The sequence below is a fragment of the Herbidospora solisilvae genome (assembly GCF_009901565.1).
GTDB classification, from domain to species: domain Bacteria; phylum Actinomycetota; class Actinomycetes; order Streptosporangiales; family Streptosporangiaceae; genus Herbidospora; species Herbidospora solisilvae.
This window is the reverse complement of sequence record NZ_WXEW01000005.1, coordinates 226,838-242,135: the sequence shown is the minus strand read 5'-3', so window position 1 is coordinate 242,135 and position 15,298 is coordinate 226,838. Positions and strand designations below refer to the sequence as shown.

The following is a 15,298-nucleotide window of genomic DNA, read 5'->3' as shown; positions in this document are numbered from 1 at the left end:
ATGCGAGTGGACGTGCTCACCGCGCTGGCCGACGAGGCGGCGGCCGTGACGGGCGGATGCGGGGCGACGATGGCGCTCTGGCCCCGGGCCGGCGTGGAGACGGTGCTGGTGGCCTCCCACCCGGAACTGGGGGAACTGGTCGAGCTGGAACACTTCCTCGACGACGGACCGGGCCTGCACGCCCTGCGCTCGGAGCACCCGGTGCGGGTGTCCGACCTCGTCCACGAGCCGCGCTGGACGCGGCTGGGGCGCGAGGCGCTGGCCCGGGGGCTGCGCGCCTGCGTGGCGGCGGCCGGGCGCGGCCCCGGGGCGACCGCCGTGATCACCGTCTACGGCCTGCGTCCGGGCGAGCCCGGCGAGCCGGTCGCCCCGTTCGTCGCCTCGCTGGCCCGGCAGGCGGCGTGGTTGTCGACCTTCGCCGAGACCGGCGAGCAGCACGAGCGGGAGGTCCGCCAGCTCCGCCAGACCATGGAGGGCAGGGAGACGATCGAGCAGGCCAAAGGCATGATCATGCAGGCGCTCGGGGTGGACGCCGAGCAGGCCTTCGCCGAGCTGCGCCGCACCTCCCAGAACGCCCACATGAAGCTCAGGGAGGTGGCCGAACGCCTCATCGCCCGGGAGATCTAGAGCTTGCGGGTGTCTCGCGGCTCGACGTAGGGCTCCTGGTCGGCGGGCTGCCCGGCCGCGATGGCCCGCCCCCTGGCGATCTCCGCGTCGAACTCCACCCCGAGCAGCACCGCGATGTTGGTGATCCACAACCAGATGAGGAACACCACGACCCCGGCCAGCGTCGCGTACGTCTTGCTGTACGACCCGAAGTTCGCCACGTAGAAGCCGAACAGGCCCGAGGCGACGATCCAGCCGATGACCGCCACGGTGCTGCCGGGCGTGATCCACCGGAAGCCCGGATGCTCGACGTTGGGCGCGAACCAGTAGAGCAGCGCCAGCACGAAGATGACGACGACCGCCAGGACCGGCCACTTCGCGATGTTCCAGATCGCCAGCCCGGTCTCGCCGACGCCCAGCACCCGCCCGGCCTGCTCGGCCAGGCCGCCGGTGAACACCACGGCCACCGCGCCCGCGGCCATCATGACGACCAGCACCGCCGTGATGCCCAGCCGGAGCGGCAGGGTCTTCCAGATGGGGCGGCCCTCCGGCATCTCGTACATGATGTTGGCGGCCCGCATGAACGCCCCGACGTAGCCCGACGCCGACCAGAGCGCGACGGCGAGGCCGATGACGGTGGCGATCCCGGCCGCGCCCCGGTTGTCCTGCAGCGCCCCGAGCACGGTGTCGATGATCTCGCGGACCGGTTCCGGCGCGACGGCGCCGAGGTTCTCGGAGATCGTCCCCGTGGCCGACTGTCCGAACAGTCCCAGCAGCGACACCACGGCCAGCAGGGCCGGGAAGATCGACAGGATCGCGTAGTAGGTCAGCGCCGCGGCCCAGTCGGTGATCTTGTCGTCCTGGAACTCCGCGACCGTCCGCCGCAGCACCTGCCACCAGGAACGTCTGAGCACTTGGGTGGGGCGGTCGGGCACGGGAGGCTGGGTCATGGACCTCCGCTACCCGGAGCCCGCGCGAGCAGTCGTTCCATCAGCCCCTTCGGGTCGGCCACCGTGACCGTGAGCCCGGGATGACGCAGCGGCCCGATCGGGCGGCGGAATCTGAGGCAGACGCCCTGCCGTGTGGCGGTGCCGAAGGTCAGCCCCCGGTCGGCGAGTGAGACCCGGGGCCCGATGGCCTTGATCGCCGAGTAGGGCCCGCTCAGCTCGACGCCGGCCAGGTTGCCGAGGTCGGTCGCCGCCTTCCAGGGCCCGAACGTCACCCGGACGTCGTCGTCGCCCACCACCACCCGGCACGTGTCGGGGCGGAGCCCGAGGAGCCCCAGGAGCCGCCGGTAACGGTCGTCGAACTCGAATTCGAAGACTTCGTTCGCCATACGGCTGTCATGCCCCAATGTGGGTCAGGAACCCATCAGTGGGCAGCTGACTACCGACGATCACGCTACGAACAGATGGGGTCACGATGAAAGCACTGGTCATCAACTGCACGCTCAAGCCGTCACCCGCGCCGTCCAACACCCAGGCCCTCGCCGACGTCGTCATCGCCGAGCTCGGCCGCAGAGGCGTGGAGGTCGAGACGGTACGCGCGGTCGACCTGAACCTGCTGCCGGGTGTCGCGACCGACCTGCGGCCGGGGGACGACTGGCCCGCCGTCCACGCCAAGGTGCTCGAATCGGAGATCCTCGTCATCGCCAGCCCCACCTGGGTCGGCCACCCGTCGTCGGTCGCCCAGCGGGTGATCGAGCGGATGGACGCCATGATCTCCGAGACCGACGACGAGGGGCGGCCGGTGGCGTACAACCGGGTGGCGGGGGTGGTGAACACCGGCAACGAGGACGGCGCCCACCACGTCATCAGCGAGATCTGCGGGGCCCTGATCGACATCGGCTTCACGATCCCCGGCCAGGCCTGGACGTACTGGCACCTGGGCCCCGGCGCGGGCCCCGACTACCTCGACGACCAGCGCGGCCACGACTGGTCCGCCAAGACCGGCCGCACCATGGCCGCCAACCTGGTGTCGGTCGCGGCGGCCCTGGCCGCCGAGCCGATGGACGCCCCGCCGGAGTGAACGGTTACGCGGGGGTGCGGCCGAGGTAGCGGAGCAGCTCGTCGGCGACCGGGGTGCCCGACGGGTCGCCGGCGGCCTCGACGACGGGGGCGTAGGCGCCCCACTGGCGCAGCGGTTCGACGATCTGCCGCGCGGCGGCGAGCAGGTGGCCGGCCAACTCCTCCCCGAGCGGCGACGACTGGCCCGTGGCGACCGCGACGTCCCAGGCGTGCACGGCGGCGTCGAGGGCGCACATCACCATGGCGACCGAGGTCGGCAGCTCGCCGTGGGGCAGCGGCGTCGGCACGGTCGCGGCGTCGTCGGGCACCGTGGCCCATGCCGCCCGCCCCACCTCGACGGCGTTCTTCACCAGCTCCGCCGCGGTGCCGTCGATCGTGCCGGAGGGCGAGAAGGGGTCGTAGGCCGGGCCGGGGCCGACGCCGAGCGCCCCCGCCCACACGAGCTGGTCGGCCGCGGCGTGCTGGACGACCTGGGCGACCGTCCACTCGGAGCACGGGGTGGCGGCGTCCCACTGGTCGTCGCGCACACCGGCGACGGTGTTCTCGAGAGCCAGGAAGGAGGTGGCCAGAACCTCACGAGCGTTCATCGTGTACGCCTTTCGATCTCGTTCGTGCTGATGAGAAAAGGCTATGGGCCCATTAGGCTAGATTCCTTCCTAATAGTTCCGAGGACGAGATGGCTCCGACGACGACCCGCGTGCTCCGCCTCCTCTCCCTGCTGCAAGATCGGTCGCAGACCGGCCGTGAGCTGGCCGAACGCCTCGGCGTAACCGAACGCACCCTTCGGCAGGACATCCAGCGCCTGCGCGAACTCGGCTATCCGGTGCACGCCACGCGTGGCGCGGTGGGCGGATACCGGCTGGGTCAGGGCGCGACGATGCCCCCGCTGCTGCTCGACGACGACGAGGCGGTGGCCGTGGCGGTCGCCGTCGGCCTGGCCGAAGACGGCTCCAGCGGCATCGCCGACATCGACGCCAGCCTCACCCGGGCGCTCGCCAAGCTCCAGCGCATCCTGCCCAGGCACCTCCAGCGAAAGGTGTCGGCGTTGCGGTCGGCCACCGCGGTGGGGCCCGCCACGGTCGGCTCCCGGGAACCCGACGCCCCCGTGCCGGCCGCCACTCTCACCGTCGTGGCGAGCGCGATCCGCGACGGCGCGACCCTGCTGGCGGCGCACGCCGGCGCCGAGATCGAGGTGGAGCCCTACCGTCTGATCAGCTGGCGGCGGCGCTGGTTCCTGGTCGCCTACGACCTCTTCTCGCACACCTGGCGGGCGCTGCCGGTGGCCGGTCTGTCGCTCGTGCGGCCGGGGTCGCGCCGGTTCGCCGCCCGCACCCTGCCCGACGACGACCTCGTCGCCTTCGTCCTGCGCGAGGTCGCGCAGACCGGCTGGAAGGTCCAGGCCCGCGTGACCGTCCTGGCCCCGGCCGAGACCGTCATCGCCCGCATCAACCCGGCCGTCGGCTTCGTCGAGGCCGTCGACTCCCGCACCAGCGTGCTGGTGACCGGCGCGGACGCCCTGGAGACCATCGCCATCTACCTCAGCATGCTGATGATGGACTTCCGCGTCGACGGCCCGCCCGAACTGGTCGCGCACGTCCGCACCATCGCCCGCCGCTACACCGAGGCCCTCGAAGGATCACACGGGGAACCGCACCCCGGTCAGCTCCTCTGACGACGACCACAACCGGCGCTGGGCCGCGACGTCGTACGACTGCGGGCTCGATCGCACCACCTTCGGGTGTCCCCTGCTCTCCTGGAACCCCTCCGGGCCGAAGTACTGGCCTCCCTGGACGTCCGGGTCGGTCGCGGCGCGCAGCGAGGGCAGCGCCCCCATCTCGGCCGACTGGATCAGGAACGGCCGGACCAGCATGAAGAAGGCCCGGAAGTAGAAGGGCTGGAGCGACACCGAGGTGCGGGACCCTCCGGTGTCCGCGCCGCCGGGATGGGCCGCGACGGCGACGGTCCCGGTGCCGGCGAGCCGCCGCTGGAGTTCGTAGGTGAACATCAGGTTCGCCAGTTTGGAGTTGCCGTACGCGGCGACCCGGCTGTAGTCGCGCTTGGTCCAGTCGAGGTCGGCGAAGTCGATCGGGCCGCCCTGCCGGTGGCCCGCGCTGCTGACGGTGACCACGCGGGAGCCGCGGACCGGCAGCATCAGGTCGAGCAGCAGCCCGGTGAGGGCGAAGTGGCCCAGATGGTTGGTGCCGAACTGCAGCTCGAAGCCGTCGGCCGTGGTCCTGCGCGGGGTGTACATGATGCCCGCGTTGTTGACCAGCAGGTCGACGCGGTCGTGGGCGGCCCGCAGCTCGCCGGCGGCGGCGCGCACCGACGCCAGCGAGGCCAGGTCGAGGCGTTGCACTGTGACGTCCGCCTCGGGATGGGCCGCGGTGATCTCCGCCGCCGCCTGCTTGCCCTTGTCCGCGTCGCGCACGGCGAGGACGACGGATGCCCCCCGCGCGGCGAGCACTTTGGCGGTCTCGAAGCCGATACCGGTGTTGCCGCCGGTGATCACGGCCACCCGCCCCCGTTGGTCGGGCACGTCGGCGGCGGTCCAGCGCCGTGGGGGCATGGGTCCTCCAGATACAATCGGGACGCTCGTTCCGGTTAGCACCATACCGGAACGCTCGCCCCGTTTGTCGAGGAGGACCCTGTGACCGAGAACGACCGGCCGCTGCGCGCGGACGCCGCCCGCAACCGCGCCCGCGTGTTGCGGGTCGCCTACGAGACCTTCGCCGAAGAGGGCGCGGGCGTGCCGATCGACGAGATCGCCCGCCGCGCCGGGGTGGGCGCGGGCACGATCTACCGCCACTTCCCCACCAAGGAGGCGCTGTTCCAGGCGATCGTGGCCGACCGGCTGCGGCAGGTCGTCGAACGGGCCCGCGACCAGGCGGCGACCGACCCCGGGGAGGGCCTCTACGCCTTCCTCTTCCATCTGGCCGAACAGGGCGCGACCGACCTGGGGCTCACCGAGGCCTTCGCGGGCAGCGGCTTCGACCTGGCCACCTCGCTGCCCGAGGCCGAGCGGGAGTTCACCACCCTGATGGCCGACATGCTCGCCCGGGGCCAGCGGGCGGGCACCGTGCGCCCCGACGTCGACGTCGACGACGTCAAGACCCTGATCGTCGGCCTCCAGGCGATGCGGCGCTTCCGCGGCGAGCAGGCCGAGCGCCTCTACCCGCTGATCAGGGCCGGCCTCACCCCCAGATAAGCGGGGCGAACGTTCCGCTATAGTGCCAAACGGAACGACCGCCCCGAATAACTCGGAGGGACCGCATGGAAATCGGACTGTCGAGCTATGGCGCCGGGCCCGTCCCCGAACTCCTGGCCGAGATCGAGCGCGCGGCGGCGCACGGCTTCTCCCGCTTCTGGCTGGGCGAACACGGCGGATGGGACCCCCTGACGGTGTTCGCCGCGCTGGGCGACCGCGCCCCCGGCATCGACCTGGCCACATCCGTCGTGGGCACCCACCCGCGCCACCCCCTCGCCCTGGCCGCCCAGGCGCTCACCACCCAGGCCGCGACCGGCGGGCGGCTGACGCTCGGCGTCGGCCCGAGCCATCAGCCGGTCGTCGAGAGCCGCTACGGCCTCACCTGGCAGCCGCCCGTACGCCACTCGCGGGAGATCCTGGAGATCCTCGGCCCGGTCCTGCGGGGCGAGCAGGTCGACGTTCACGGCCCGTCGGTCACGGCGGTCGGCGGCGTCAGCGCCCCCGCGACGGCCCCGCCCGGCCTGCTGCTCGCCGCGAACGGCCCCCGCATGCTCGCTCTGGCCGGCGAACGGGCCGACGGCGCGCTCACCATGTGGACGACGCCCCGGTTCCTCGACGAGGTCGCGGTCCCCATCGTCACCGCCGCCGCGGCGGGCCGCCCCGCGCCCCGCATCGCCGTCGGGCTGCTCGCGACGGTGACCTCCGACGTCGAGGGCGCCCGGGAGCGCGTGGACGCGGACTTCCGCCACGCCGCGGCCCTCCCCACCTTCCGCGGGCTGCTCGACCGGCAGGGCTCGTCGGGCCCCGGCGACACCCTCGTCGCCGGTGACGAGACCGCCGTCGAGAAGGCGGTCGGCCGCTTCGCCGACGCCGGGGCCACCGAGCTGATCGTCTTCCCGGTCGGCCGCCCCGACGACCACGACCGCACGATCGCCCTGTTCGGCGGCCTCGCCCGGAGGTAGGGCGGTTGCGTATGGGCCTACTCATGTGGACCGTGCCAAAAGCTCGCAACCTGGTCTCACCCAGTCCCATCCAGAACGGGAGAGACCCATGCTCCGCAACCTCGCTCGCGCCGGTGTGGCGTTCGCGGCCGTGGCCGGCGTCGCCCTGGCGACGGTCCCGGCCGCCCAGGCGTCCGTCGGCTACTACGTCCAGAACCAGCAGACCGCGTTGTGCGCCACCATCTCGGGCGGCGTCTCCACGGCCAACAACGTGCCGGCGGTCCAGTACTACTGCGACGGCCACGGCTCACGCCGCTGGACCCTCGCCCCCGGCGTCGGCGGCGGCGTCAAGATCCAGAACGTCTACACCGGCAAGTGCCTCACCCCCGCCGGCGGCGTCTCCACCGACAACAACCTGCCGATCGTCCAGTTCGACTGCGACAACCACAACTCGCGCTCCTGGTACCTGAACTACACCGGGACGCCGGGCCTCTACAAACTCCAGAACGTGCAGACGGGCAAGTGCCTGACCGTCTCGGGCGGCGTCTCCACCGCCCCGAACGTGCCGCTCGTGCAGTTCACCTGCGACAGCCACCCCTCGCGCGCCTGGTACGTCTACCTGTGACCCGCCGACGCCGGATGGGACCGGACCGGTCCCATCCGGCTCATGGGCTCGTTCAGGTCACGCTCACGGGTCTCCGGGGCGAACACGACCGCGGTGACGCAGACCAGCGCGCAGCCCGCCATCAGGATCGAGATCGGCCACGACGCGCCGCCCGCCGCCCCGGCCAGGGCCGTGGCCACCAGCGGAGCCGGGCCGCTGACCAGCGCCGCCGCCCATTCACGCACGACGGCGATGCCGCTGTACCGGTAGCGGGTGTCGAACAACTCGGCGAACAGCGCGGCCTGCGCGGCGAACATGGCGGAGATGCCGATCCCGTACGCGAACGCCACCGAGAGCACGATGAGCACCGGATGTCGGGTGTCCACGAGCCAGAACATCGGGAACGAGAACAGCAGGAGCAGCAGCGCCCCGCCGAGGAAGACCGGACGCCGCCCCACCCGATCGCTGAGCAGGCCGAACAGCGGGCCGGTCACGATCGACAGGCCCGACGACGCGACGTTCGCGATCAGGCCCACCGTCGGGGAGACGCCGAGCGTCCCGCTGACGTACGACAACACGAACACCTGGATGAGGTAGCCCATCGCGCTGTACGGCGCGGTGGCGAAGAAGGCGATGAGCACGCTGCGCGGCTGCCGCCGCAGCACCTCCAGCATGGGGAAGCGGCTCACCCCGCGCCGGCGCTCCCGCTCGAACACCTCCGACTCCGGCAGCCGCGACCTGACGTAGAGGCCGACGACCACCCCGGCGAGGCTGAGCAGGAACGGGATGCGCCAGGCCCACGCGTGGAAGTCCGGCAGCGCCGACACCGCCGTGAACACGAGCGTGGCCAGCAGCATGCCGATGGCCACCCCCATCCCGGGCAGCGAGGCCCAGAGCCCGCGCCGCCGCGGCTCGCCGGCCTCGGCCGCCACGACCAGCGCGCCGGCGTACTCCGCGCCCGCGCCGAACCCCTGCGCCAGCCGCAGCACCACGAGCAGGATCGGGGCCAGGACGCCGGCCGTCTCGTAGGTGGGCAGCAGCCCGATGCCCGCCGTGGCCACGCCCATCAGCAGCAACGTGGCGGCGAGCATCGGCTTGCGGCCCACCCGGTCGCCGAAGTGGCTGAACACCGCGCCGCCGATCGGCCGGGCGACGAAACCCACGGCGAAGGCGGCCATGGCGCCGAGTGTGCCCGCGACCGGGCTGCCGGCCGGGAAGAACTGGTCGTTGAAGACGAGTGCGGCGGCCAGCCCGAAGAGGGCGAAGTCGTACCACTCCACCACGCTGCCCACCACGGCGGCGCTGACGACCCGTTTCGCGGTCATGATCACTTCCTCTGCAGGATGTGGGCCAGGAAGCGCCCGGCCTGGTCGATGGCCATCGCGGCGGCGTGGGTGCCACGCAGCGCGTTGAGCACGACGAACCCGTGGATCACCCCGTCGTAGCGTACGGAGGTGGCCGTGGCGCCGGCCGCGCGCATCCGGGCCGCGTAGGCCTCGCCCTCGTCCCGCAGCACGTCGGCCTCGGCCGTGATGACCAGGGCGGCCGGGAGCCGGGCCAGTTCCTGGGCCGGGGCCCGCAGGGGGCTGGCGGTCGTCTCCGTACGGTGCGCCGGGTCGGCGAGGTACTGGTCCCAGGCCTGGCGCATGTCGGCGGCGCGCAGGAAGTAGCCCTCGGCGAACTCCCGGTAGGAGCCGGTGTCGAACGAGGCGTCGGTGGCGGGACACAGCAGCAGTTGCCCGGCCAGGCCCTTCCGGTCGAGCAGGGCCAGCGCGGCGGCCAGCGCGCCGCCTTCGGCGTCCCCGGCGACGGCGATGCGGGTGGCGTCCAGGTCGTGGGCGCGGCCGTGCACGCGCAGCCAGTCGAGGGCGGCGCGGGTCTCGTGGAGGGCCACGGGGTGGCGGGCCTCGGGCGAGCGGCTGTAGTGGACGAACGCCACGGCCGCGCCGGAGCCCAGTGCCAGTTCGCGGGCCAGCCGGCCGTGGCTGTGCTCTCCGCCGAAGACCCAGCCGCCGTGCAGGTAGACCACGACGGCGAGCGGGCCGGGGGCGCCCTCCGGGCGGAAGATCGTCAGATTGGCGTCGTCGAGGTGTTCCCGGGTGACGCCCGGCACCAGCATCTCGGGGCGCTGGAGGTCGCGGATGGCGGTGCGGGCCTCTTCGGGCGGCATGCCGTACAGGAAGGGCGGCTGGGCGGTGGCGTCGGCCAGCGCTCTCGCGGCGGGCTCCAGCACGGGTCTGCGCATGACGGTTGACCTTAAGAGGAGTCAGCGCTTCGGACATTCGTCACGTGACGTATGTCTGAGACAATTGCATGGCGATCTTGGGAGGAGCCGGCCAGTGAACTCCTTGATCGGGCGCGGCGCCGAGACCGCGCGCCTCGAAGCGCTCGTCGACGGCATCCGGGCGCAGGGTGACGCGCTGGTCGTGCGCGGCGCGCCCGGGATCGGCAAGTCGGCGCTGCTGGCGGTCGCGGCGGCCCGCGCGCGGGCGGGCGAGGTGACGGTGTCGAGCACCTCCGGCGTCCAGAGCGAGACGCACCTGCCGTTCGCGGGGCTCTACCAGCTCGTGCATCCGCTGCTCGGATCCGCCGACGACCTGCCCGTCCGGCAGCGCGACGCCCTGCTGGGCGCCTTCGGCATGGTGGACGTGAGCTCCCCCGAACCGTTCCTCATCGCGCTCGCCGTGCTCAACCTGCTCGGCGAGGCGGCCGCCCAGCGGCCGCTCCTGATGATCGTGGACGACGTGCAGTGGCTCGACCGGCCCACCACCGAAGTGCTCGGCTTCGTGGCCAGACGGGTGCGGTCGGAACCGATCGTGCTGCTGCTGGCCGTGCGCGACGGCCACCCCACCAGCCTCGACGACAGCGACCTGGCCGAGTTGCGGCTCTCCGGGCTGGGGCCGCACGACGCCGGGGCGCTGCTCGACTCGCGGGCCCCCGCGCTCCCGGTGGGCATGCGCTGGCGGGTGCTGGCCGAGGCGGCGGGCAACCCGCTGGCGCTGGTCGAACTGCCCCGGGCGCTGGCGGCGGCGAGCACCGGCAACGTGGAGTTCCTGCCGCTGACCGCACGTCTGGAGCGCGCCTTCGCCGCCCGCCTGGCGCTGCTGCCGCCCGGCACCCGGCTGCTGCTGCTGGCCGCCGCCAACGACGAGCCTGACCTGACCGCCGCGCTGAAGGCCGCCGCCATCGTCTCGGGCGCCGGGACGACCGCCCACGCGCTGATCCCCGCCGTGGAGGCCGGGCTGGTCAGGTCCGACTCCGACGGCGTCCACTTCCACCACCCGCTGGTGCGCTCGGCCATCTACCAGAAGGCCGGGCCCGCCGACCGCCTGGCCGTGCACGCCGCGCTGGCCGAGGTGCACGCCGGCAACCCCGACCGCAGAACCTGGCACCGCGCCGCCGCCATCGCCCACCAGGACGACTCGGTCGCCGCCGAGCTGGACCAGGTCGCCGACCGGGCCCGGCGGCGCGGCGCGATCACCGTGGCGGTGTCGGCGCTGCGCCGCGCCGCCGAGGTGAGCGAGGACCCCGGCGACCGGGTCGAACGGCTGCTGCGCGCCGCCGAACTCTCCTTCGAGCTGGGCCGGACCGGCCAGATCGCCGAGCTGATCGCGCTGGCCGAACCCGAGCTGGAGGGCGAACGCCAGCAGGCGCGGCTGGCCTGGCTGAAGGAGGTGCTGGAGGAGAACCGCAACGAGGGACCACCCCGCATCCTGCGGCTCATCGCCGCCGCCGAGAACGTCGCCGACCGCACGCTCGCGCTCAACTTCCTGCGCGCCGCCGCGCTGCGCTGCTGGTGGACCGACTCCGGCTGGGAGCTGCGGCAACGCGTCGTCACCCTGGCCGAACGCCTGGCCACCGGCCCCCACGACCCGGAGCTGCTGCAGATCCTCGCCACCGTCAGCCCCATCGAGAGCGGCGGCCTGGTGATCGAACGCCTGGAGAGCCTGCGCGACACACGCTTCGAGGCCCCCGTCGCGCGCATCCTCGGCGTGGCGGGGGGCGCGGTGGGCGCCTACGACCTGGCGATGCCGTTCCTCAACGCGGCCGTCGCCGATCTGCGGGCACAAGGACGGCTGGGGCTGCTGGCCCAGGCCCTGGTCTCGCTCATGTGGAGTCTGATCTACGGCGGCGACCTGCCCGGCGCGCTGCTGGCCGCCGAGGAGGCCGAGCGGCTGGCCCGGGAGACCGGCCAGGCCCGCTGGCAGACCTCCGCCTACGTCGGGCAGGCGATGATCGCGGCGTTCCGGGGCGAGGAGACGCACGGCCTCGCCCTGGCGGCGGAGGGCGAGCGTGCGCTCGGAGCCCGCGCCAACAGCTCCAATGTGGCGCTCATCGAGCACGCCCGGGGCGTGATCGCGCTCTGCGCCGGCCGGCACGAGGACGCCTACGCCCACTTGCGGCGGCTGTTCGACCCCACCGACGTCGCCTTCCATCCGGTGACCCGGTTGTGGGCCCTCACCGACCTGGTCGAGGCGGCGCTGCCCGCCCACCGGGAGGAGGTCACGTCGTTGGTCGCCGAGGCGGAGGAGCTCGGCCGGCGCACCCCCGTCCCTCTTCTGCACCATGGCCTGCGCCACGCGCGGGCGCTGCTGGCCGACGACGCCGACGCCGAAGGTCTGTACCGGGAGGCTCTCAACGCCGACCAGTCGGCCCTGCCCATCGGCCGGGCCCGGCTGACCTTCGCCTACGGGGTCTGGTTGCGGCGCCGCCGCCGGATCCAGGAGGCGCGGGTGCCGCTGCGCACCGCGCGCGACGCCTTCGACGCGCTCGGCCTGCTCGCGTGGGGCGAGAAGGCCCGGCAGGAGCTGCGGGCCGCGGGCGAGGTCAGCGACCTGCGCGTCTCCAGCGGGATCGACCGGCTGACGCCCCAGGAGCTGCACATCGCCCGGCTGGCGGCGGGCGGGTTGTCGAACCGGGAGATCGGCCAGCAGCTCTACCTGTCGCACCGCACCGTCAGCACCCACCTCTACCGGCTGTTCCGCAAGCTCGGCATCACCGCGCGCGGGCAACTGCGCGACGCCCTGGGTCCGTCAGCGTACGTCGGCTGACGGATGCCGCCCGGCGGCGACGGCGCATAGCGTCGCTGACGCCGGGAGTCGGCGCTTCGGGAAGGGTGCTGAGCATGGTGCCGGGCGGCACGCCCAGTGTGATCGGCAGTGTGATCGACGGTGTGATCGACAGTGTGATCGTCGGACGCGCCGAGGAGCGCGCGGCGCTCGACGGTCTGGTCGCCACCCTCGGCGACGGCTTCAGCGGCGTGCTCCTGCTGCGTGGTGACGCCGGCATCGGCAAGACCGTGCTGCTCGACTACGCCGCGGAGAAGGCGTCGCACTCGGCCAGGGTCGTCCGCGTGGCGGGGGTGCGGGAGGAGGCGGCGTTCGCGTACGCCGCGCTGCACCGCCTGCTGATCCCGTTCCTCGACCGGCACGACCGGCTGATGCCCACGCAGGCCGGTGCCCTGCGGGTGGCGTTCGGGCTGGCCGAGGGGCCGCCTCCGGACCGGTTCCTGGTCGGCCTGGCCACGCTGAGCATGCTGGCCGACGTGACCGCCGACCGGCCGATCCTCGTCTGCGTCGACGACGCGGAGTGGCTCGACGGCGAGTCGCTGACGGTGCTGGCCTTCGTGGCCCGCCGGGCCTACGCCGAGGGCATCGGGCTGGTCTTCGCCATGCGGGCCGAACTGCCGGGCCTGGCCGGGCTGCCGGTGACCGAGGTGACCGGGCTGCCCGAGCCGGAGGCGCTGGAGCTGCTGCGCGCGACCGTCGGGGGCACCCTCGACGAACGGGTGGCCGTCCGGATCGTCGCCGCCACGGCGGGCAACCCGCTCGCCCTCAGCGACCTGGGCCGGGAGTTGTCGCCGGAGCAGCTCAGCGGCGGCCGTTCGCTGCCTGACCCGCTGCCGATCGGCAGCAGGCTGGAGGAGCTCTACCTCCGGCAGGTGCGCGACCTGCCGCCGGACACGCAGGCCTGGTTGCTGCTGGCCGCCGCGGAACCGGGCGGCGACCTGGGCTACATCACCGCCGCGGCCGACACCTTGGGACTGCGGCAGGCGGCGACCGGCCCGGCCGAGTCGGCCCGGCTGCTCTGCGTGGGCGTCACCGCGGCGTTCCGCCATCCCCTGATCCGCTCGGCCGTCTACGGCGGCGCGACCAGCGTGGCGCGCCGGCAGGCCCACCGCGCGCTGGCCGAGGCGACCACACGCCCGGCCGACGTCGACCGGCGGGCCTGGCACCTGGCCGCCGCGTGCCTGCTCCCCGACGAGCGGGTGGCGGCCGAGCTCGAACGCTCCGCCGACCGGGCGGGCGCGCGCGGCGGCTTCGCCGCACGGGCCGCCTACCTGGCCAGGGCCGCCGAACTCACCCCCCGGGGCCCGCGCCGCGACCGGCGGCGGGTCGCCGCCGCCGAGGCCGCCTTCATCGGCGGCGCGCCCGTGCAGGCCCTTACCTTGCTCGACACCCTCGACCACGACGCCCTCGACGACGTCACGCGGGGCCGCGCCCTGATCGTGCGGGGCGGCGCGTCCCACTCGCTGGGCCTGCCGGGCGCCTTCGGCACCGCCCCCGCGGTGTTCATGGAGGCCGCCCGCGCGTTCGCCGGAGCCGCCCCCGACCTGGCGAGCGACGCGGTGCTGCGGGCCGCCGAACGGGCGGTGACCTCCGGACACCTGACGACCGGCACCAGCCTCACCGAGATCGCCGAGGCGGCGCGGGCGCTGGACACCACCGACCCGGTGCTCACGTCCTTCGCCGTCCTGGTCCTGGACGGCTACGAGGCGGCCGTCCCCCACCTGCGGCGCGCGGCCGAACGGGTGCTCGACCCGGCGACCTCCGACGACGAGGTCCTGCTCAAGTCCATCCTGACGACCACGCTGGTCATGGTCCTGTGGGACGACGACACCCAGCGAGCCGTCATCCGGCGGGCCGGCGAGGTGGCCCGCCGGACGGGCTCCCTGTTCAGCCTCGACGCGTCGCTGTACGCCTGGTCGATGCAGGAGACCGTCCTGGGCGACCTCGACCGGGCCGACGCGCTGATCGTCCAGTGCCACCAGATCCGTTCGGCGATGGGCGCCAGCGAGGACCTGTGGGAGGTCTACCGCCATCCCGAACTGCTGGCCCGGCGCGAGGTCGGCGACCTGGAGACCCGGCTCGCCCGCACGATGGAGGCCTCGGCCGCGCTCGGGGCGGGCGCGGTGGAGGCGCAGGGCCGCGTCGGCCGGGCGCTGATCGCACTGAGCCGGGGCGAGTACGCCCAGGCGGGCGCCCTCCTGCGCACGCTGGTCGACGGCGACGACATGGCCGTGCACTCCCGCCTGCTGCCCGACCTGGTCGAGGCGGCGCTCCGCTCGGGCGACCGGATCCTGGCCGAGGAGACGCTGGAGACCCTGACCCACCGCGCCACCGCCAGCGGCGCGCCCCGCGCGCTGGGCGTGCTGGCCTACTCCGAGGCCCTCCTGGCCGACGGCGACCACGCCGAACCGCTGTACCGGCGGGCGCTGGACCTCCTCGGCGGCCTGCGCGCGCCAGGTGACCTGGGCCGCGCGCACCTGCTGTACGGCGAATGGCTGCGCCGCCGCAGACGGCGCCGCGACGCCCGCCACCAGCTGCGCGCCGCGCTCACGATCTTCGAGCGCAACGGCCTGGTGGGCTTCGCCGCCCGCGCCCGGACGGAACTCGCCGCCACCGGCGAGCAACCCCGCGCCCGCTCGGGCGGCCCCGGCTCCGACCTCACCCCCCACGAGCTGACCATCGCCGTCCTGGCCAGGGGCGGCGCCACCAACCCCGAGATCGCCGCGCAGCTCTTCCTGTCGGTCAGCACGGTCGACTACCACCTGCGCAAGATCTTCCGCAAGCTCGGCGTGAGCTCCCGCCGCCAGCTCAAAGAAGTCCTCGAAGACACGGGCTGAGAACGCCCA

At 73.6% G+C, this 15,298-nt stretch carries 14 protein-coding genes; 8 read left to right on the top strand and 6 right to left on the bottom strand.

Annotated elements, in window-relative coordinates:
- Window positions 1-627: a GAF and ANTAR domain-containing protein gene (locus tag GT755_RS17980; RefSeq protein WP_161480850.1), complete on the top strand. Its 627-nt coding sequence runs from the start codon at window positions 1-3 to the stop codon at window positions 625-627.
- On the opposite strand, the gene GT755_RS17975 is transcribed toward GT755_RS17980, so the two are convergent.
- Together GT755_RS17975 and GT755_RS17970 are read right to left on the bottom strand one after the other, a co-directional pair.
- On the bottom strand, window positions 624-1,556 hold the full coding sequence (locus GT755_RS17975) for a YihY/virulence factor BrkB family protein (RefSeq protein WP_161480849.1): 933 nt from the start codon (window positions 1,554-1,556) through the stop codon (window positions 624-626). The genes GT755_RS17980 and GT755_RS17975 overlap by 4 nt on opposite strands.
- Window positions 1,553-1,942: a hypothetical protein gene (locus GT755_RS17970; protein WP_161480848.1), complete on the bottom strand. Its 390-nt coding sequence runs from the start codon at window positions 1,940-1,942 to the stop codon at window positions 1,553-1,555. Before GT755_RS17970 ends, GT755_RS17975 begins: the two co-directional genes overlap by 4 nt.
- 86 nt (window positions 1,943-2,028) lie before the next feature.
- On the opposite strand from GT755_RS17970, the gene GT755_RS17965 reads away from it, so the two are divergent.
- On the top strand, window positions 2,029-2,634 hold the full coding sequence (locus GT755_RS17965) for a flavodoxin family protein (RefSeq protein ID WP_161480847.1): 606 nt from the start codon (window positions 2,029-2,031) through the stop codon (window positions 2,632-2,634).
- Window positions 2,635-2,638: 4 nt separating this feature from the next.
- On the opposite strand, the gene GT755_RS17960 is transcribed toward GT755_RS17965, so the two are convergent.
- Window positions 2,639-3,220, bottom strand: coding sequence for a TIGR03086 family metal-binding protein (locus GT755_RS17960; protein ID WP_161480846.1), 582 nt, complete (start codon window positions 3,218-3,220; stop codon window positions 2,639-2,641).
- 89 nt (window positions 3,221-3,309) lie between these two features.
- Between GT755_RS17960 and GT755_RS17955 the strand changes: the two genes are divergently transcribed.
- Window positions 3,310-4,305 (top strand): helix-turn-helix transcriptional regulator, encoded by a 996-nt coding sequence (locus GT755_RS17955; RefSeq protein ID WP_161480845.1) that lies wholly within the window; start codon window positions 3,310-3,312, stop codon window positions 4,303-4,305.
- Here GT755_RS17955 and GT755_RS17950 read toward each other — a convergent pair.
- Window positions 4,270-5,199 (bottom strand): SDR family NAD(P)-dependent oxidoreductase, encoded by a 930-nt coding sequence (locus tag GT755_RS17950; protein WP_161480844.1) that lies wholly within the window; start codon window positions 5,197-5,199, stop codon window positions 4,270-4,272. The genes GT755_RS17955 and GT755_RS17950 overlap by 36 nt on opposite strands.
- 81 nt (window positions 5,200-5,280) lie before the next feature.
- Here GT755_RS17950 and GT755_RS17945 point away from each other — a divergent pair, with 81 nt between their 5' ends.
- The 3 genes from GT755_RS17945 to GT755_RS17935 all read left to right on the top strand — a co-directional run bounded on the left by GT755_RS17945 (window position 5,281) and on the right by GT755_RS17935 (window position 7,404).
- Window positions 5,281-5,838, top strand: a complete 558-nt coding sequence (locus GT755_RS17945; RefSeq protein WP_328794397.1) for a TetR/AcrR family transcriptional regulator — start codon at window positions 5,281-5,283, stop codon at window positions 5,836-5,838.
- A gap of 65 nt (window positions 5,839-5,903) precedes the next feature.
- On the top strand, window positions 5,904-6,800 hold the full coding sequence (locus GT755_RS17940) for a TIGR03564 family F420-dependent LLM class oxidoreductase (RefSeq protein ID WP_161480843.1): 897 nt from the start codon (window positions 5,904-5,906) through the stop codon (window positions 6,798-6,800).
- Between the two features lie 88 nt (window positions 6,801-6,888).
- Window positions 6,889-7,404 carry an RICIN domain-containing protein gene (locus GT755_RS17935; protein WP_161480842.1) on the top strand — a complete coding sequence of 172 codons (516 nt, stop codon included), beginning with the start codon at window positions 6,889-6,891 and terminating at the stop codon, window positions 7,402-7,404.
- On the opposite strand, the gene GT755_RS17930 is transcribed toward GT755_RS17935, so the two are convergent.
- Entirely contained in the window at window positions 7,395-8,708 is a 1,314-nt protein-coding gene (locus tag GT755_RS17930) for an MFS transporter (protein WP_161480841.1), read from the bottom strand. The two genes, GT755_RS17935 and GT755_RS17930, sit on opposite strands and share 10 nt — an antisense overlap.
- Window positions 8,709-8,710: 2 nt before the next feature.
- The gene (locus GT755_RS17925) at window positions 8,711-9,628 is read right to left on the bottom strand and encodes an alpha/beta hydrolase (protein ID WP_161480840.1); all 918 of its coding nucleotides are present in this window, start codon (window positions 9,626-9,628) and stop codon (window positions 8,711-8,713) included.
- A 94-nt stretch (window positions 9,629-9,722) separates the two neighbouring features.
- Here GT755_RS17925 and GT755_RS17920 point away from each other — a divergent pair, with 94 nt between their 5' ends.
- Together GT755_RS17920 and GT755_RS17915 are read left to right on the top strand one after the other, a co-directional pair.
- A complete protein-coding gene (locus GT755_RS17920; protein ID WP_202610182.1) occupies window positions 9,723-12,434 on the top strand; it encodes an ATP-binding protein in 2,712 nt (903 codons plus the stop codon).
- A gap of 74 nt (window positions 12,435-12,508) precedes the next feature.
- Entirely contained in the window at window positions 12,509-15,289 is a 2,781-nt protein-coding gene (locus GT755_RS17915; protein ID WP_161480838.1) for a helix-turn-helix transcriptional regulator, read from the top strand.
- Window positions 15,290-15,298 lie beyond the last annotated feature (9 nt).

What these genes read in the sequence shown, in the direction of transcription:
- GT755_RS17980 (WP_161480850.1), top strand. Translation starts at nt 1, where the DNA reads ATGCGAGTGGACGTGCTCACCGCGCTGGCCGACGAGGCGGCGGCCGTG.
- GT755_RS17975 (WP_161480849.1), bottom strand. Translation starts at nt 1,556, where the DNA reads ATGACCCAGCCTCCCGTGCCCGACCGCCCCACCCAAGTGCTCAGACGT.
- GT755_RS17970 (WP_161480848.1), bottom strand. Translation starts at nt 1,942, where the DNA reads ATGGCGAACGAAGTCTTCGAATTCGAGTTCGACGACCGTTACCGGCGG.
- GT755_RS17965 (WP_161480847.1), top strand. Translation starts at nt 2,029, where the DNA reads ATGAAAGCACTGGTCATCAACTGCACGCTCAAGCCGTCACCCGCGCCG.
- GT755_RS17960 (WP_161480846.1), bottom strand. Translation starts at nt 3,220, where the DNA reads ATGAACGCTCGTGAGGTTCTGGCCACCTCCTTCCTGGCTCTCGAGAAC.
- GT755_RS17955 (WP_161480845.1), top strand. Translation starts at nt 3,310, where the DNA reads ATGGCTCCGACGACGACCCGCGTGCTCCGCCTCCTCTCCCTGCTGCAA.
- GT755_RS17950 (WP_161480844.1), bottom strand. Translation starts at nt 5,199, where the DNA reads ATGCCCCCACGGCGCTGGACCGCCGCCGACGTGCCCGACCAACGGGGG.
- GT755_RS17940 (WP_161480843.1), top strand. Translation starts at nt 5,904, where the DNA reads ATGGAAATCGGACTGTCGAGCTATGGCGCCGGGCCCGTCCCCGAACTC.
- GT755_RS17935 (WP_161480842.1), top strand. Translation starts at nt 6,889, where the DNA reads ATGCTCCGCAACCTCGCTCGCGCCGGTGTGGCGTTCGCGGCCGTGGCC.
- GT755_RS17930 (WP_161480841.1), bottom strand. Translation starts at nt 8,708, where the DNA reads ATGACCGCGAAACGGGTCGTCAGCGCCGCCGTGGTGGGCAGCGTGGTG.
- GT755_RS17925 (WP_161480840.1), bottom strand. Translation starts at nt 9,628, where the DNA reads ATGCGCAGACCCGTGCTGGAGCCCGCCGCGAGAGCGCTGGCCGACGCC.
- GT755_RS17915 (WP_161480838.1), top strand. Translation starts at nt 12,509, where the DNA reads ATGGTGCCGGGCGGCACGCCCAGTGTGATCGGCAGTGTGATCGACGGT.